Source organism: Aestuariirhabdus litorea (assembly GCF_003864255.1).
In the GTDB taxonomy this organism is placed as follows: domain Bacteria; phylum Pseudomonadota; class Gammaproteobacteria; order Pseudomonadales; family Aestuariirhabdaceae; genus Aestuariirhabdus; species Aestuariirhabdus litorea.
This window is the reverse complement of record NZ_QWEZ01000002.1, coordinates 394967-411730: the sequence shown is the minus strand read 5'-3', so window position 1 is coordinate 411730 and position 16764 is coordinate 394967. Positions and strand designations below refer to the sequence as shown.

Below are 16764 nucleotides of genomic sequence, written 5' to 3'. Positions count from 1 at the left end.
GGAGATTAGGGTGAGCCAAGCCGACCACACTCAGCAGGTAAAGCAGTACCTGATGGGGCTACAGGACCGTATCTGCAACCAGTTGCAGGCCCTGGAACCCGATGCCACTTTTGTTGAGGAGAGCTGGCAGCGTGAAGCCGGGGGCGGAGGCCGAACCCGGGTCATTGCCGGTGGCTCGCTGTTTGAAAAAGGCGGGGTCAATTTTTCCCACGTGTTTGGCGATCGCCTTCCCCCCTCAGCAACCGCGCTGCGCCCCGATCTGGCAGGCTCCGGCTTTCAGGCGATGGGGGTCTCGCTGGTGATGCACCCTGATAACCCTTTTGTGCCCACCTCCCATGCGAATGTTCGGTTTTTCATCGCCGAGAAACCGGGTATGGAGCCGCTCTGGTGGTTCGGTGGCGGGTTTGACTTGACCCCCTACTACCCTTTCGAAGAGGACTGTGTGCATTGGCATCGAACCGCGCGCGCAGCCTGTGAACCCTTTGGCTCGGAGATCTACCCGCGTTTCAAACAGCAGTGCGATGACTACTTCTACCTGCGGCATCGTGATGAGCACCGCGGGGTGGGAGGCCTGTTCTTCGATGACTACAACGAGCGGGGATTTGACCACAGCTTTGCCCTGATGCAAGCGGTTGGAGATGCTTATTTGCCGGCTTACCTGCCGATCGTCGAACGGCGACGCGGGCTAGCCTTCGACGATCAACAAAAGGCGTTCCAGTGTTATCGGCGGGGCCGCTACGTTGAGTTCAACCTGGTATTTGATCGAGGCACCCTGTTTGGACTGCAGTCGGGCGGGCGCACCGAATCGATACTGATGTCGATGCCGCCACAGGTACGATGGGACTATAACTGGGCCCCCGAGCCCGGTAGCCGGGAATCAGAGATCGCCGATTTCATCCAGCCCAGGGATTGGCTGGGGGTCAATGATGGATAGTCCGGACCAGTACGCGGTCATGGGCAACCCCATTGCCCATAGCAAATCCCCCAGGATTCATCGCCAGTTTGCCGAGCAGACCGGGCAGCAGATCGAATACCGTGCCCTGCGAGTGGATGAGGGGGATTTCGAGCAGGCCCTGGAGCACTTTTTCAAGCAGGGTAAGGGGCTCAATATTACGGTTCCCTTTAAACAGCGCGCCTGGCAGCTGTCCGGTCGCTTAAGCGAGCGTGCCCAGTTGGCGGGCGCGGTGAATACGCTGTGGATGGAAGGCGGCGTACTGGTGGGGGATAACACCGATGGTTGCGGCCTGGTGACCGACCTGGTGCAGAACCAGCGGCTCCTTATCAACGCCAAGCGGGTGCTGTTGCTGGGGGCCGGTGGCGCGGCACGGGGGGTGCTTCAACCCCTGCTCGCCGAGGGGCCGGCGAAATTGGTGGTTGCCAATCGAACACTGGCCAGGGCACAGGAGCTGGTGGAGCTCTTTTCCCCTTTTGGTGTGGTGGAGGCCTCCTCCTTCGAGGCGCTCAGGGGAGCCTTTGACCTGATTATTAATGCGACGTCCGCAAGCCTGGAGGGCGAGGTGCCTCCGCTGCCGCCTGGGGTCGTCGCAGGCCATACCCACTGTTACGACATGATGTACGGTGCCGAGCCCACCGCCTTTAACCGGTGGGCTAAATCGAAGGGGGCCAAAGACTGCATCGATGGGCTGGGTATGCTGGTGGAGCAGGCGGCCGAGGCCTTCTACCTGTGGCGCGGTGTCCGCCCAGATACCCAACCGGTGCTGGCCGCCCTACGGGCAGAGATGGGTCAAACCTAGGCAGTTTTGTGCCCTGTAGATGGGCGCAGGACATGATAAAAGACAATAAATTCGAGGGGCATCCTGCTATTATGGGCCACAGGGCAGGTGCTCCTCAGGTGGGGTCTCTAAGCCCCTCCATTTTACTCTCCATAGACAACAGGAGCATGGTTGTGGATTCCAAACTGGGTTTTTTCATTCTGGTAGATGCCGGTGACAACGACGTCCATAAGATTCGTGAAGAGTTGCTGAAGATCGATGAGATCAAGTTGGTTCACTGCCTGATTGGCCCCACCGACCTGATCTGTTACGGCGAAGCGGACAATATTGATGCGATGCGGGAGGTGATTACCCAAAAGGCATCGGAGCTGATCGAAGCGAAGTTCAACCCCATCTCTCACACCCAAACCTGCCTCTCCCTGCAGTGCCACGGGCAGCAGCTGACGGCCGAGAAGCACGGTCACCCGACCAAGACTGCCGCCTGGATCTTTGCTGATATCAATATTGCCAGCGCACTGGATATCAGCGAGCGGCTGCTGTCCAAGAACCCTGAGATTATCTGCGCCCATACGGTGCTGGGCGCACAGGACACCATCTTCTACGTGGAAGCAGACAGCCTGCAGCGCCTGATGGCGGTGGTCGACGATGGCGTACGCATCCTGCGCGGTATCGGTAATGAAGGTAAGTCAGTAAAAGCGCTATCCCGCACCGACACTCGCCTGGTGTTGATGCCCTGATGCCGCATCTGGCCGGTCGCCTAAGGGCATCGGCCAGTCCCCTCTTGGCTAGGGTGCCAGCTCTTCCAGATAGCTATTCTTGAGCTTGACGTAGTTAGCCGCGGTGTAACAAAAGTAGGCCAGCTCCTTCTCACTGAGAGGCCGTACCGCTTTGGCAGGACGGCCCACATAGAGGTAGCCGCTTTGCAGTCGTTTTCCCGGCGGCACCAGGCTGCCGGCGCCGACCACCACCCGGGACTCGACCACGGCGCCATCCATCACCATCGCCCCCATGCCGATCAGCACCTCGTCGCCGATGGTGCAGCCGTGCAGGGTAGCTTGATGGCCCACGGTAACGTCATTGCCCAGAGTCAGGGGGAAGCCTTCCGGATCGAAGGGGCCGGCATGGGTAATGTGAAGTACCGAACCATCCTGGATGCTGCAGCGTTGGCCGACCCGGATACGGTGCATGTCACCGCGGATAACCACCATGGGCCATACCGAACAGTCGTCGCCCAGGGTGACATCTCCCAGTACCACGGCGGTGGGGTCAACATAGACCGCTTCCCCGAGTTGTGGAGTCGATTGCTGGAAGGAGCGGATGGATGAACTCATGTCGCTAGTACCCATTGAAAAGAGAGGTTGGGAAACCCATTGTATAGTGAGCCGCCTTCAGGGGCAGCACCCTCTCACCTGATCAGGAACCTTTGATGAGCAATCCTCTGCTGCAGTCGCATACCCTGCCCCCATTTGACCGTATTGAAGCGCATCATGCTGAGCCAGCGATTCGCCAATTGCTGGAGGAGAGCCGCAGCGCGATAAACGCCCTGCTGCAGAACAACCCTGAGCCCGATTGGACCAATCTGGTGGCTCCCCTGGAGTCGATCGACGATCGGCTGGGCCAGGCCTGGTCTCCGGTGAGCCACATGAACTCGGTCGTCAACTCCCCTGAGTTGCGGGAGGCTTATAACGCCTGCTTACCCCTCCTGTCGGAATACTCTACGGAGATGGGACAAAACAGAGCGCTCTATGAGGCCTACTACAACCTGTCCCAGCGGGCGGACTTTGGAGCATTGGACGGCGCACAGCAAAAGGTGATCAACAATGCCTTGCGTGATTTTCGCCTGTCGGGAATCGCCCTGGAACCGGCCAAGCAGAAGCGGTACGGAGAGTTGAAAAAGCGGCTCTCGGAGTTGACCAGTAAGTTTTCCGAGAACGTTCTGGATGCGACCCAGGCCTGGAGCAAGCAGGTTGACTCCGCTGAGGCGCTGGCGGGCATGCCTGAATCTGCACTGCAGGCCGCAGCCCAGGCAGCCAAGGCTAAGGGGTTTGACGGTTACCTGCTAAACCTGGAGTTCCCCTCTTACCTGCCGGTGATGACCTATTGTGATAACCGCGAACTGCGCAAAGAGGTGTACACCGCCTATGCGACCCGTGCCTCGGAGCAGGGCCCCCATGCCGGGCAGTGGGATAATAGCGAGCTGATCAACGAGATTTTGGCATTACGTCATGAACTGGCAGAGTTGCTTGAGTTTAAGGACTACGCGGAGCTCTCATTGGCCACCAAAATGGCCCAGCATCCCCAACAGGTGATCGACTTCCTAAGGGATCTTGCGGGGCGCACCAGGCCGGTAGCGCAGCAGGAGCTGGAGGCACTAAGGGCGTTTGCCAGGGAGCACCACGGCCAGTCGGAGCTCGAAGCCTGGGATATTAGCTACTACAGCGAAAAGCTGAAGCAGCATACCTATTCGATCTCGCAGGAGGAGCTGAGACCCTACTTTCCCGCCGAGCAAGTGATTGCGGGGATGTTCGAGGTGGTCAAGCGCCTCTATGGGATAGAGATCAGGCAACAGCAAGGAGTGGCTACCTGGCATGGGGATGTTCGCTTCTATGAGGTCAGTGATGAGAGCGGAGTCGTGGGCCACTTTTATCTCGATCCTTATGCCCGCGAGAATAAACGTGGCGGGGCCTGGATGGATGAGTGTCGCGTGCGACGTCGCCTCGAAAGTGGGGAGTTGCAGCGCCCGGTTGCCTACTTGGTTTGCAACTTCAACGGACCGGTTGGCGATAAGCCGGCGTTACTGACCCATGATGAGGTAACGACCCTGTTCCATGAGTTCGGCCACGGCTTGCACCACCTGCTTACCCGGATAGATTATGCCCCAGTGGCGGGCATCAATGGCGTACCCTGGGATGCTGTGGAGCTGCCGAGTCAGTTTATGGAAAACTGGTGCTGGGAAACAGAGGGACTGGCGCTGATCTCGGGGCACTATGAAACCGGTCAGCCGCTGCCAGCCGAAATGCTGGAGAAGCTGTTGGCAGCTCGTAACTTCCAGCAGGGGCTGATGATGGTGCGCCAGTTGGAGTTCTCCCTGTTCGACTTCCTGATACACCACCAGTACCAGCCGGGGCTGGATGTGCAACAGGTGATTGACCAGGTACGGGCCGAAGTGGCAGTGATCGTACCACCGGCCTTTAACCGCTTTCAGCACAGCTTTAGCCATATCTTTGCCGGCGGCTACGCGGCGGGGTACTACAGCTACAAGTGGGCGGAAGTGTTGTCGGCGGATGCCTTTTCCCGCTTTGAGGAGGAGGGAATTTTTAACCCGGAAACCGGGCGCTCGTTCCTGAGGGAAATACTGCAGCAAGGGGGCTCAGCGGAACCGATGGAGCTGTTCAAGCGCTTTCGAGGTCGGGAGCCCAGCGTGGATGCACTGCTGCGTCACAGCGGAATCGTGGGGTAAAGGATGGCCATTAAAAAGCGTTTTATTGCCGGCGCCACCTGCCCTGCCTGTAATGCGGTCGATCGCCTGGTGGTTATTATGGAGGAGGGACGGCCCGAGCGCAGGGAGTGTGTCGCGTGCGGATTCAGCGACACACAGGAGACCCTGACGCCCAGCGAAATACCCACTCGGGTTATCCCCAAACAGGAAGCGGATGCAGAGCTGCAACCGCTTCGCTTTGTGCCCAGTACCAAACCCGACGAGGATAAAGGCTAGATCGCTTTCAAATAGCGCTGGCGCAATTTGAAGTCCAGCCCCATCTCACTGGCAAGGCAGGGCCACTCCTGCCCCCCGGTCTCCCACTGGCGAGCGTTCTCCTCAAAAAAGGCAGCCAGAGGCTCCTGTTCCAGCGTCTCAAAACGGCTGGCCAACCCGGACACCGCTTGCATCACCAGGGCGTCAAGCTCATTGGCAAAGGGCTCACCCACGATCGCATGCGCGATAACATTGGCTTGACTGGTGTCGAGGGGGAGCATGGGGTATCCGCCCCGGTTCCATACCATATCGTTAACTTCTTCAAACAGGCGGTGGCATAGGTAGGCTTCATCCATCAGGCCAATCAGCCCCTGATGACCGGCAATGGCGGGCGATGGGTTAAGGAAATACTCCTTGGCGATATCAACAAAGGGGAGGATAACCGACTCAATCCTGGATCGTTTTGCACCCTGTTCCATGACCTCAATAAAATTAGGAACATAGTTGATGTAGCGGGTGCAAAACTCGAGTAGGTGCTCATTGGCGGTTTTATGGTCCAGCCCCAATAGCGGGTGCAGGCCGTTCTTGAGCGAAGCCAGGTGGGATTGTAGGTAGTGGTTCGCTTCCTCCTGCTTTGATGCGTTGGCAATGAGATCTCGTATTGCATTAACACTCATACAGATACCCCAGGGTGAACGGATGCCAGGTTAGGTTCACCGTTTAACAGGCGGCAGCTAAATCGCCCTCGGGCGACGCTGTCGCGGTGCGAATAATGTTCGGGATCCTGTTGCTGTCCGGTGTACGCACGTTGCGCGCAGTGCACCCATGTCTTACTACCGGTCAACAGTACCCACCAAGGTGGCTGGCAATTCATGGTTGCCAGCCGTTATAGCCCTGAGTGTAGCTGAATGGGGGGGGCGGAAAAGGAGCTGTTTAGACGATTCCGCTATTTAATTGACGAAGGGCAAAAGGTTGAACCCGAGGGTCAAAAAAGGCGGCGCACTATTAAAAAAAGGATCGAAAAAGACGACGCCTGTACAGAAGTGCAGCGTGCTGTAAATGAGATGAAACAGGGAGAATAGGGGTAAGGGGGTAAAATTTAGCCAATTCTTTGCATTGCCAGAAATCCTGTACCTATACTGGATCGAGCGTAATGGTTCTCACTTAGTTGGCGTGCCAATGGAATCTGGCACCTGCCACGGGGGCGTGGACAACAAAAATAACGACAAGGACTCAACCACCTGCACCGTCCAGGGAAGAGCAGACCGCATTGTGCAGGAGACAACAAGAGGCGAGGTAATATGCCCAACCTGGCACTTTGGCGCTGGCGTCTGTCGACGGCAGGCATCGGGGGGGTTGCACTTAATGCATCAGCCGAGCTGAAGATGAATCTTCCTGAGCCGGTCTCTCCCTTAACCGCCGAAATTTTCGATCTTCACATGCTGACCACTACCGTGGCGACCATCATTATGGTGGTGGTTATAGCCTTGGTAGCGATCATCATCTTTCGATTCAGGCGCTCAAAAGGGGCGGTTGCGGATCAGTCCTTTAATGACAGCCGTTTCGGCACCTGGGGATGGATGCTGGTACCGATCGTGGTGCTGGCAATCGATCTGAGTATTGCCGGGCCTGGGGCGAAAACCCTGAAAAATGTCGAAACCTTTGAAGAGGCCGACCTTACCCTCAAGATTATCGGGTCACAGTGGAAATGGACTTACGACTACCTGGATCAGGAGATCAGCTTTGTCAGCAACCTCAATAATGAAGATCTATCAAGTCCTGGTTATCTTCGGGAGGTGGATAACCCGGTCGTACTGCCAACACACAAGCGGATACGTTTTTTGCACACTTCCAGTGATGTACTGCATAACTGGTGGGTTCCCTCTGTTGCCCCCAAAAAGGACGCGATACCCGGTTATATCAATGAGACCTGGGCGATCATAGAGAAGGAGGGAACCTATTATGGGCAGTGTGCTGAGCTGTGCGGGACCCGTCACGCCTACATGCCGATAGTGGTAAAGGCGGTGAGTGAGCAGGAGTTTACCCAGTGGGTAGACAAGCAAAAGCAGCAAAAGGCTCAGCAGCTGGCCGAAGCCAGCGCAGAAAAAGAGTGGAGCAAGGCTGAGCTGATGGCGCGTGGCGAGAGTATTTACAACCGCGCCTGTGCCGCTTGTCATCAGCCTACGGGTACCGGTATCCCCGGTGTTTTCCCGGCACTGCAGGGAAGCCCCATCGCGACCGGTGATCCGGCCCCTCACCTGGACATTGTTATCAACGGTAAACCCGGCACAGCGATGTCTGCCTGGGGCAGCCAGCTCAATGACCTGGAGATCGCCGCGGTAATCACTTACGAACGTAACTCCTGGGGTAATGACAGCGGCGACCTGGTACAGCCGGCCGATGTCAAGGCCGCACGTTAGAGGAGAAGAGCATGAGCACTGTTGCACTGGAGCAGGAAGGCCACAAGGACCACCATGTCCCCACGGGCATTCAGCGCTGGTTGTTCAGCACCAACCACAAGGATATAGGTACCATGTACCTTATATTTTCGCTGGTGATGCTGTTTCTCGGTGGGGGCATGGCGATGATGATCCGCGCCGAACTGTTTATGCCCGGGCTGCAGATTCTCAATCCTGATCTCTACAATAACCTGGTGACCAACCACGCCCTGATCATGGTATTTGGTCTGGTGATGCCCGCCGCGGCGGGCATGGCAAACTGGATGATACCCTTGCAGATAGGTGCACCTGATATGGCATTGCCCCGGTTGAACAACCTCAGTTTTTGGTTGCTTCCGGCCGGGGCCTTGATGTTGATCATGTCGATGCTGGCGCCTTACTTCGGTACCGGGGGACCTGTGAATACCGGCTGGACGCTCTACCCTCCCCTGTCGATTCAGGCGGGTATGTCGATGGATCTCGCCATCTTTACCCTGCACATTCTCGGGATTTCGTCGATCCTGGCCTCGATCAATATCATCACCACCATCCTCAATATGCGTGCGCCGGGCATGACCCTGATGAAAATGCCCATCTTTGTCTGGGCCTGGCTGCTCACCGCCTTTCTGCTGGTGTTGGTGATGCCGGTACTGGCCGGTGGTGTCACCATGCTGCTGTTTGATCGCCATTTTGGTACCAGCTTTTTCGATGCCGCAGGGGGGGGGGACCCGGTTCTGTTCCAGCACCTGTTCTGGTTTTTCGGGCACCCTGAGGTTTATGTTCTGCTGCTGCCCTCCATCGGGGTGCTGGGGATGATAGTCCCTACCTTCTCCCGCAAACCGCTGTTTGGTTACAAGCCCCTGGTGATCTTTATGATCATCCTTACCCTGTTGGGATTGGTAGTCTGGGCTCACCACCAGTACACCATCGGCATGTCGTTGGCGGTCACCACCTACTTTATGATCGGCACCATTTTGATCTCCATACCGGTGGGACTGATGCTGTTTAACTTTATTTTTACCATGTGGCGAGGGTCTCTTACCTTTGAGACTCCCATGCTGTTTGCTATCGCGATTATCGTGATGTTCTCGTTTGCGGGGGTAACTGGCGTCATGCTGGCGGTGGTACCAGCGGATATGCAGTACCACGATACCTACTTCGTGGTGGCACACTTCCACTATGCACTCATACCGGGAGCACTGTTTGGGCTCTATGCCGGTGTGTTTTACTGGCTTCCCAAGTGGACGGGTCACCGGTATGACGAACGGCTGGGCAAGATATTTTTCTGGTGGACCACCATAGGCTTTAACCTGACCTTCTTCCCACAGCATTTCTCTGGTCTGGCGGGGATGCCGAGGCGGATCATCGACTACAGTATCCAGTTTACTGACTTTAATATGATCTCCAGTATTGGCGCCTTTGTCTTTGGCCTCTCGCACCTGTTGTTTCTCTATATCATCATCAAGACTATCCGGGGTGGAGAGCCAGCGGGTGACATGCCCTGGGATGGAGCCCGGGTTGGCACGGCAGGCCTAGAGTGGACACTGAGCTCCCCTCCTCCCTTCCACAGTTTCGAAACACCGCCGGAGGTCAAGTAGATGGAGCCAAGGAAAGTGAGCGCAAGCAAGCAGAGAAGTAACCGCCATCTGGCATTACTGCTGGGTGGGCTGGCGCTCTCCATCTCTCTGGCAACCTTGATGCTTATGTTGCGTCAAGCGGCACCCTAGTGGACGGGCTATGCGCTCATTAATAAGCAATCCTCGTATTCGGATGGCGTCCCTTCTGTCAGCGCTAGTAGTGGGGATGTTTGGTTTCGGGTTTGCCCTGGCTCCCCTGTACCAGTTGATTTGCGGTGCCCTGGGGATCAATAGCCTGGGTAACGCCAGCAACCAGGTATCCGAAGAGACGATTACGAGAGGGGGCGTAGATAGCTCGCACCGGGTCACCATGGAGTTTGATGCCACCGTTAATGCCGGAGCCCCCTTCGAGCTCAGGCCACTGACCCGTAAACTTCAACTGTTTCCGGGGCAGGTGATGGAGATGGAGTATCTGGTGACGAACCTAAGCGACCAGCATGCGATTACCCAGTCGGTCCCCAGTGTCACACCCTGGCAGGCCGGTGAGTACCTGAAAAAAGTGGAGTGTTTTTGTTTTGCTCAACAGCCCCTGGATGCCGGTGAGAGCAAACGCATGCGGCTAAGGTTCAGCATCGACCGTAACATACCCCAAGAGTACAAGGTGATTACCCTATCCTATACCTTGATGGATACGGATCGCACACAACTGAAGCAGGCTTCGGCGCTGGAGCCCAGAGCGGAAGGCAGCTAATCGGGAGGAGATCGGTATGACAACAGGCGACCAACATTACTTTGTACCCGAGCCGAGCCGTTGGCCCATCATCGCGGTGGTTGGGATTTTTGTCACCCTGTTTGGAGTGGTGTTAACCGTTAACGATGTGTCATCAGGCCCCATACTCTCCCTGTTGGGTCTGGCGGTACTGGTCTATTTGTTTACGGGTTGGTTTGGTGATGTTATTCGTGAGGGTCGCTCGGGGAGTTATAACGACCAGGTCAGCGTATCGTTTCGGCAGGCGATGGCCTGGTTTATCGCCTCGGAGGTTTTCTTCTTTGCCGCCTTTTTCGGCTCGCTATTTTATATACGCACCATAGCTATACCGTCGTTGGCGGGTGAAGGACACCTGGCATCTTCACACCTGTTGTGGGAAGGGTTCAAGGATGCCTGGCCACTATTAAACCTGCCCGACAATGAATCCTATGTCCCCGCCAGGGAAGCGATGGGCCCGTTGGGGATCCCCTTGCTAAACACCGTCATCCTGCTGACCAGCGGTGCAACCATCACCTGGGCGCATTGGGGCCTGAAAGCGAACCGACGCGGGCACCTGGTGGTCGGCCTTGCGCTGACGGTTTTGCTGGGGGTGGTGTTCCTGGGGTTCCAGGCCTATGAGTATGTTCACGCCTATGAAGAGCTGGGTCTCACCCTCAAGGCGGGAGTGTACGGGTCCACTTTCTATATGCTGACCGGTTTCCACGGGCTCCATGTAACCATGGGGACCATTATGCTGATAGTGATTCTGCTACGCAGTATGAAGGGGCACTTTACCCCTAAAGACCACTTTGGCTTTGAGGGGGTCGCCTGGTATTGGCACTTTGTGGACTTTGTATGGCTTGGACTGTACGTCTTTGTCTATTGGCTGTAGGCGGCGTAAAAAGACTACATGACGGCGTTTGGGGTGATAGCTCCAGTGTAGTAGCCGATGACCAACAACAGAATCAATGAGATTGAGAGCACAACCCGCACCGTCAATGAACGGACAACGCGGGTTTTTTCGCTACTATCCCGGGAGAGGAAGAAAAGGCCACTGGCGAGACTCACCATAATGAGCAGGATATTGATCGCAATAAGACTCTTGAACAGCATGGTGACAGCCTCTTATGAAATGGTTGTTGTCGCCGTTGGGCTAGCTTACCCGAAACCGGTGCCTTGTGCCCATTGGAGTATTGAGCCTGGTGTTTGAGCGCTACTATTATCGATTTTCCTGGTGGTTAAGCGTGGGCTTTCTTTTACTGTTTAGTCTTTTTGTGGGGCTCGCGGTTTGGCAGTGGGATCGTGCGCAACAAAAACTGCAGCTTCAGCAGCGCATGGAGCAGCTGCAGGGAGCACCTGACCGGCAGCTCACCAGCCTTGAGGTCAAGACAGAAGCCTACCAGCGCATACAGGTCGAGGGGCGTTATCTCAAAGCGTCGAGTTTTTTGCTCGACAATATTGTCAGCCAGGGCAAAACCGGCTTCGCAGTGATGACCTCTTTTGAGCTAAACCAGCAAGGCCCTGTTATTCTGGTCAACCGGGGATGGATACCGGCGATGATGCAACGCGATACCCTGCCAGGGATTGAAACCCCGGAAGGTCGCATACTCCTGAGCGGAACGCTGATGGCTCCCCGTTCCAAACCCTTGTTGGGGGCCGACCTTGAGCGGCCAGATATCTATAGGGATGGGCTATGGCAGTATCTGGATCTGGACTACCTCCAGGCACAGGTGGGGCGCCCCCTGTTTCCCTGGGTTTTACAGCTCGACCCGGATGCGGTGAGTGGCTTTAAGCGACAGAAGCCGCAGTTTGATGCCAAGGTGGGAATGCACTACGGATACTTTTTGCATTGGCTTGTATTTGCCCTGTTTTCTGTTGCAGCATACTTGTCACTAACAATAAAAAAGAGACCCATGGATTGATGAATGCAGAGGTGAAAACGGAGGAAGTCCGCCGCGGCCGTTTCTGGGTAATACCCGCCATGTTTTTTCTCTTCGGGCTTCCTTACCTGGTCAGCTACTGGTGGTTTTATATTGGCGAGGTACCTGATTTCGGTACCACACACCATGGTGTGCTGCTGGAACCTGCGCCACACATCTCTCCTGTGGTGGTCGAAGGAGCTGATGGTCGCTCCATTGCAATGGAGCAGCTACAAGGGAAGTGGGTTTTGCTCACATTTGTGCCCTCCTCCTGTGATGACAGCTGCGCAAACTCGCTGTTTGAGTTGCGCCAGATACGAAGGGCCACAGGGGTAGAGAGAGAGCGGATAGAGCGACTGGTGGTAGTTCTTGCAAACGATGCCACTGAACCGCGTCCCCTGGCGATCGACCCTGAAATCACACGAGGTGCATTGATTACAGAGGATGCCAGTGGCCAGCTGGAACCATTGCGTTCGGCACTTCGCCAGCGTTTACCCAATCTTGAAAATAGCCTCTTTATTGTCGATCCCCGGGGGGACGTCATTCTCGGCTACAAGGCCAGTACTCCTCCCAAGGATATTGTTGAGGATCTGATAAAACTGCTGAAGGTATCGTCGATTGGATAGTATTCAGGGGCGTCGGGGGGCGTCGGCAGGTCTCATGCTGTTTGCCGTTATATTGGCGTTTGCAGTGATCACATTGGGGGCCTATGTGCGGCTGTCGGATGCGGGGCTGGGGTGTCCTGACTGGCCCGGATGTTATGGGCAGGTGATCGTACCCCAGTCGCCGGCCGATATCGCAAAGGCCAAAGCGGTCTACCCTGAACGCCCACTCGAAAGCAGCAAGGCCTGGAAGGAGATGGCCCACCGCTACCTGGCCGCGAGCCTGGGCCTGGTCATTCTGTGGATCGCCTTGCAGTCCTGGCGTTGTCGGGGCCAGGGGCGCCAGCAGCTGTTTCTACCGCTTAGCCTGGTTGCGATGGTAATACTGCAGGGATTGCTGGGCATGTGGACAGTTACCCTGTTACTCAAACCGACGGTGGTCACCCTGCACCTGCTGATGGGCATGGCGACCCTGGCTTTGGTGTGGTTGGCCTACCTGCGACAGCGGGATACGCAGCAGCTGTTCAGCCGCAGCAGCGGCTGGAGACGTGAGCGCCTGCGCCCATGGGCACTGTTGGGGCTGTTGGTGCTGGCGGTGCAGATCGCCCTCGGGGGCTGGACCAGTACCAATTATGCAGCGCTGCACTGTCCGGACCTGCCGCTGTGCCAGGGCTCCTGGTGGCCGCCCACGGATTATGAGGCGGCGTTCAGGTTGTGGCGTGAGGATGCACTTCTGGAGCCTCCTGCGCTCAACTATGAGGGGGGGGCACTGTCGAATCAGGCGGCCGTCACGGTGCATATGACCCATCGCCTGGGAGCCCTGGTTACCTTGATGGTGTTGGGCTTGCTGTCACTGTGGCTACTGCGCCGCTCAGTGGACGGTGAGCTGCGCACCAGTGGCGCCTGGCTGTTGTTGCTGCTGGTGACTCAGGTGGCGCTTGGAATCAGTAACGTCCTGCTGCACCTGCCTACAGTGCTGGCGGTGGCACACAATGGCTGCGCTGCACTACTATTGTTGATAGTGGTGAAACTGAACTACCAACTGACGACTCGCCGCTAGCGGTGAGCGTCGACTATAAGAAGAGAGGTGGTCATGTCCGAAACGCTTTTGCTCAGGCAGGTACCCAGTCTATGGCGCCGTTATCTGGTGTTGTGCAAACCCAAGGTAGTGTCCCTGATCCTGTTCACCGCCGTCGTGGGAATGCTGCTCTCGACGCCGGGTATGATCCCTGTTGATCGTTTTATTATGGGGTCTTTGGGCATTGCCCTGGCGGCCGCAAGCGGGGCAGCCATTAATCACTGGTTTGATCAGCGAATCGATGCCGTGATGGAGCGTACCCAGGGGCGACCCCTTCCCCAGGGAGAGATCGCTCCCTGGCAGGCCCTGACCTTTGCTATCGGCCTGGGCCTGGCCTCAATGCTGCTGCTGACGCTGTGGGTGAACACCCTTACCGCGGTACTGAGCCTACTCTCGATCATTGGCTATGCCGTCATCTACACGGTCTACCTCAAGCGTCGTACCCCCCATAACATTGTGCTCGGGGGCATTGCCGGTGCAGCCCCGCCGGTGCTGGGATGGGTCGCCATTACCGGCGAGGTGAGCACGGAGGCCTTCCTGCTGTTCCTGATCATTTTCACCTGGACGCCGCCCCACTTCTGGGCGTTGGCGATTCGGCGGCGAGCCGAGTACGCCCGCGCCGGGCTGCCAATGCTGCCGGTTACCCACGGGGTGGCCTTCACCAAGCTCAATATCCTGATCTACACCCTGATGCTGTTGGCGGTTACCCTGCTCCCCTTTGCCATCAAGATGAGTGGCCTGCTCTATTTAGCGGCGGCGCTGGTCCTCGGGGGCGGCTTTATTGTCCAGGCCTGGAGTCTCTACCGGAGCCCGGGTGACGAGCTGGCCATGAAAACCTTTGGCTACTCGATCTTCTACCTCAGCGCGCTCTTTGCGGCCTTGCTGCTGGACCATTACCTTCAGGTGCTGCTGAGCGTCCCATCGACCTGATCATCAACAGCAGATAGAGCACTCCCCCGATGATGGAGATCAGGCCCCCGGTCCCCATCAACGCCATCCCCGCAATCTCCGGCAGCTGGTCCAGCCCCTGGGCAGCGCCGGCGGTCTTTCGTTGCACCCCATAGCCCCCCGACCAGGCCAGCCCGGTGATGTGCATCAGCTGTCCGCTGGCGTAGATCAGCAGCTGACGCCGTGCCCAGACCGGGCTAGGTACCAGAAAGCCCAATAGCGGCAGCAATGCGTAGCTCAGCCCCATAAAGGCGAGGGTCACCCCGACAATGGAGCCGTGGTAGTGGGCCGGAATCACCACATTGACGCCATCGATCAGAAAACCGAGCACCCCGCCCGCAGCGAACAGGGTCAGGGAGCAGGCCAGGGCGGTGTAACGCAGCGAAGCCAGGGGGTGGGTATCCCGGCGCAGTTGAAACAGTATATACAGCGCCAGTGGGAGCGAGGCGAGACCACCAAAACGCATCAGGTCCGTAAAGCCCTGGCGGGACTCCATCGAGTCGACGGTATACAGCAGCAGCAAGGGGATGGCGAACAACACCGGTGCCAGGGTCAGGGCGGCCAGCGGTGTGAGCCAGCGCGGGTGTTTCAGCGCGCCAGGCTGCAGGCCGGCCACCAACAGGAGCCAGGCCAGCAGCATCAGCAGGGTATGGCTGAACTGGAGCAGGTGTCCGGGTGCCCAGAACAGAAGTTCAAAATAGGCCTGGCTGCTACCGCTATTGAGTTGGTAGCCGTTCAAGGCCAGCACCAGCAGTGAGCCGAGCACCACCAGGGCGGACAGTTTCAGGGAAGGGGCCAGTGCACGGAACACCCCGCGGGCGGGCTGCAGCAGGCGCTGCAGCGCCTGCAGGGCAATGCCCGCCCCAAACAGCAACAGACCCGCGTAAAACAGCGGGTGTTGAAGCATAGGAACATAGTTGTTGAGCAGCGGTTCACCCGCGCCCAGGAAAGGGGCAATGACGATGGTCAGGGTGCCGGCGAAGGCAAGCCCCTGGCTGGCACGCACCAGCCGGCTGCCGGAAGGGGCATCAAGGCTCCACAGCAGCGCGGAAAAGCCGAGGAACCAGATCAGTACCGAGAGGTTGACGTGGACCACCAGGGCGGTGCGAAAGAAGTTAGCCCAGGGGAACCAGTCACCGATCACCGGCGTGCGCGACAGCACCAGCAACAGGGAGAAGAGCCCGGCACCGGCCAGGGCACTTACCCCCAGGATAAGCCAGGGACGTGCTGCGTTGTGGATGCTTTCAGCGTCGGCTTCGCCCTTGGTGGCTGATGGTGCGGCGGCGCTCAAGGGGTACGCTCAAACAGGTGGAAAAGGGGGGGGTGGCTGTCGTCGATGGTGGAGAAAAGCACCAGGTCGTACTGCGGGTGGCTGAGGCGAATGCGCGAGCGCACCAGGGCGCTGAGCCAGCGGGCATCGCTCTGTGTTTGGCTGATCAGCTCGATCAACGCGTTACGCTTGACCGCCTTCTCAATCACCAGGTCGATGCGGTAGCGAAGCTCGAATTGGCGTTCCCTGACAGCGGCTTGGGGCAGGCTGATGGTATCGAGCAGGCGCGCTTTGGCCAGCGAAGCGGACGGTTTGGGAGGGGCCACCTGGGCGGGTATGGGTTCTGCCGTGGTGGTTTCATGGTAGCGCTGGATCCGTCGCCGCACCTCGGCCAGGCCCCGGGGGTTATCACTGATCTCCCCCGCCTTGACGGCGTAACCGCTGGCCCTGATGTAGCGGTTGCGCTGCAGGGCCCGTTCCGCCAGTTGCACGTAGCGATCGGCGATCAATTGCCGGTAGTGCTTCTTCTGGTCGGGGTTGGGCAGGCGCTCAACCTTGTCGAGGGCGTTGTTGTCACTGGGGGTAGTTAACCGGTTGGCGGAAATATCCTGTTCAATCAGCTCGGTTAGGGAGGGCGGCCGGGGAGCGGCCGTGTTGTCCGGGGCCCTGGTAGAGGGCCCGGCGCAGCCAATAAGAGCGCCCAGCGTGATCAGGGCCAGTAGGGTAAGGCGAACGGGCATGAACAGGCATCGCAAGA

18 protein-coding genes are annotated in these 16764 nt (G+C 57.6%); 13 read left to right on the top strand and 5 right to left on the bottom strand.

The genetic code is table 11. From position 1 onward, the window contains the following. Positions 1-52: 52 nt before the first annotated feature. From hemF to D0544_RS11930, 3 genes are all read left to right on the top strand, one after another. Entirely contained in the window at positions 53-934 is an 882-nt protein-coding gene (hemF, locus tag D0544_RS11940; RefSeq protein WP_125018263.1) for an oxygen-dependent coproporphyrinogen oxidase, read from the top strand. Continuing rightward, the gene (aroE, locus tag D0544_RS11935) at positions 927-1754 is read left to right on the top strand and encodes a shikimate dehydrogenase (RefSeq protein WP_125018260.1); all 828 of its coding nucleotides are present in this window, start codon (positions 927-929) and stop codon (positions 1752-1754) included. Before hemF ends, aroE begins: the two co-directional genes overlap by 8 nt. 152 nt (positions 1755-1906) lie before the next feature. Then, positions 1907-2470 carry a hypothetical protein gene (locus tag D0544_RS11930; protein WP_125016436.1) on the top strand — a complete coding sequence of 188 codons (564 nt, stop codon included), beginning with the start codon at positions 1907-1909 and terminating at the stop codon, positions 2468-2470. Between the two features lie 48 nt (positions 2471-2518). Here the strand turns inward: D0544_RS11930 and D0544_RS11925 are convergent, their stop codons facing one another. Continuing rightward, on the bottom strand, positions 2519-3064 hold the full coding sequence (locus D0544_RS11925) for a gamma carbonic anhydrase family protein (protein WP_125016434.1): 546 nt from the start codon (positions 3062-3064) through the stop codon (positions 2519-2521). 95 nt (positions 3065-3159) lie between these two features. Here D0544_RS11925 and prlC point away from each other — a divergent pair, with 95 nt between their 5' ends. Together prlC and D0544_RS11915 are read left to right on the top strand one after the other, a co-directional pair. Next, positions 3160-5193, top strand: a complete 2034-nt coding sequence (prlC, locus tag D0544_RS11920; RefSeq protein ID WP_125016432.1) for an oligopeptidase A — start codon at positions 3160-3162, stop codon at positions 5191-5193. Between the two features lie 3 nt (positions 5194-5196). After that, complete coding sequence (locus D0544_RS11915; RefSeq protein ID WP_125016430.1) at positions 5197-5448, top strand: YheV family putative zinc ribbon protein; 252 nt, start codon at positions 5197-5199, stop codon at positions 5446-5448. Here the strand turns inward: D0544_RS11915 and D0544_RS11910 are convergent. Continuing rightward, positions 5445-6104 (bottom strand): hypothetical protein, encoded by a 660-nt coding sequence (locus D0544_RS11910; RefSeq protein WP_125016429.1) that lies wholly within the window; start codon positions 6102-6104, stop codon positions 5445-5447. The genes D0544_RS11915 and D0544_RS11910 overlap by 4 nt on opposite strands. Before the next feature lie 624 nt (positions 6105-6728). Here D0544_RS11910 and coxB point away from each other — a divergent pair. From coxB to D0544_RS11890, 4 genes are all read left to right on the top strand, one after another. Further along, positions 6729-7847: a cytochrome c oxidase subunit II gene (gene coxB, locus D0544_RS11905; protein WP_125016427.1), complete on the top strand. Its 1119-nt coding sequence runs from the start codon at positions 6729-6731 to the stop codon at positions 7845-7847. A gap of 11 nt (positions 7848-7858) precedes the next feature. Then, a complete protein-coding gene (locus D0544_RS11900) occupies positions 7859-9463 on the top strand; it encodes a cytochrome c oxidase subunit I (protein WP_125016425.1) in 1605 nt (534 codons plus the stop codon). Between the two features lie 139 nt (positions 9464-9602). After that, complete coding sequence (locus D0544_RS11895; RefSeq protein WP_125016423.1) at positions 9603-10193, top strand: cytochrome c oxidase assembly protein; 591 nt, start codon at positions 9603-9605, stop codon at positions 10191-10193. A 16-nt stretch (positions 10194-10209) separates the two neighbouring features. Next, on the top strand, positions 10210-11082 hold the full coding sequence (locus D0544_RS11890) for a cytochrome c oxidase subunit 3 (RefSeq protein WP_125016421.1): 873 nt from the start codon (positions 10210-10212) through the stop codon (positions 11080-11082). Between the two features lie 14 nt (positions 11083-11096). Here the strand turns inward: D0544_RS11890 and D0544_RS11885 are convergent, their stop codons facing one another. Next, positions 11097-11303, bottom strand: coding sequence for a twin transmembrane helix small protein (locus tag D0544_RS11885; protein WP_125016419.1), 207 nt, complete (start codon positions 11301-11303; stop codon positions 11097-11099). A gap of 65 nt (positions 11304-11368) precedes the next feature. Here D0544_RS11885 and D0544_RS11880 point away from each other — a divergent pair, with 65 nt between their 5' ends. From D0544_RS11880 to cyoE, 4 genes are read left to right on the top strand one after another with little or no spacing between them, the layout of a single operon-like run. Continuing rightward, a complete protein-coding gene (locus D0544_RS11880) occupies positions 11369-12112 on the top strand; it encodes an SURF1 family protein (RefSeq protein ID WP_125016417.1) in 744 nt (247 codons plus the stop codon). Next, complete coding sequence (locus D0544_RS11875; protein ID WP_125016415.1) at positions 12112-12735, top strand: SCO family protein; 624 nt, start codon at positions 12112-12114, stop codon at positions 12733-12735. The genes D0544_RS11880 and D0544_RS11875 overlap by 1 nt, the downstream gene beginning before the upstream one ends. Beyond that, entirely contained in the window at positions 12728-13771 is a 1044-nt protein-coding gene (locus D0544_RS11870) for a COX15/CtaA family protein (protein WP_207905869.1), read from the top strand. Before D0544_RS11875 ends, D0544_RS11870 begins: the two co-directional genes overlap by 8 nt. 33 nt (positions 13772-13804) lie before the next feature. After that, on the top strand, positions 13805-14719 hold the full coding sequence (cyoE, locus tag D0544_RS11865) for a heme o synthase (protein ID WP_125016413.1): 915 nt from the start codon (positions 13805-13807) through the stop codon (positions 14717-14719). Here cyoE and D0544_RS11860 read toward each other — a convergent pair. Further along, on the bottom strand, positions 14649-16028 hold the full coding sequence (locus D0544_RS11860; RefSeq protein WP_207905868.1) for a cbb3-type cytochrome c oxidase subunit I: 1380 nt from the start codon (positions 16026-16028) through the stop codon (positions 14649-14651). The genes cyoE and D0544_RS11860 overlap by 71 nt on opposite strands. Further along, a complete protein-coding gene (locus D0544_RS11855) occupies positions 16025-16747 on the bottom strand; it encodes a hypothetical protein (protein WP_125016411.1) in 723 nt (240 codons plus the stop codon). The genes D0544_RS11860 and D0544_RS11855 overlap by 4 nt, the downstream gene beginning before the upstream one ends. Positions 16748-16764: the final 17 nt, after the last annotated feature.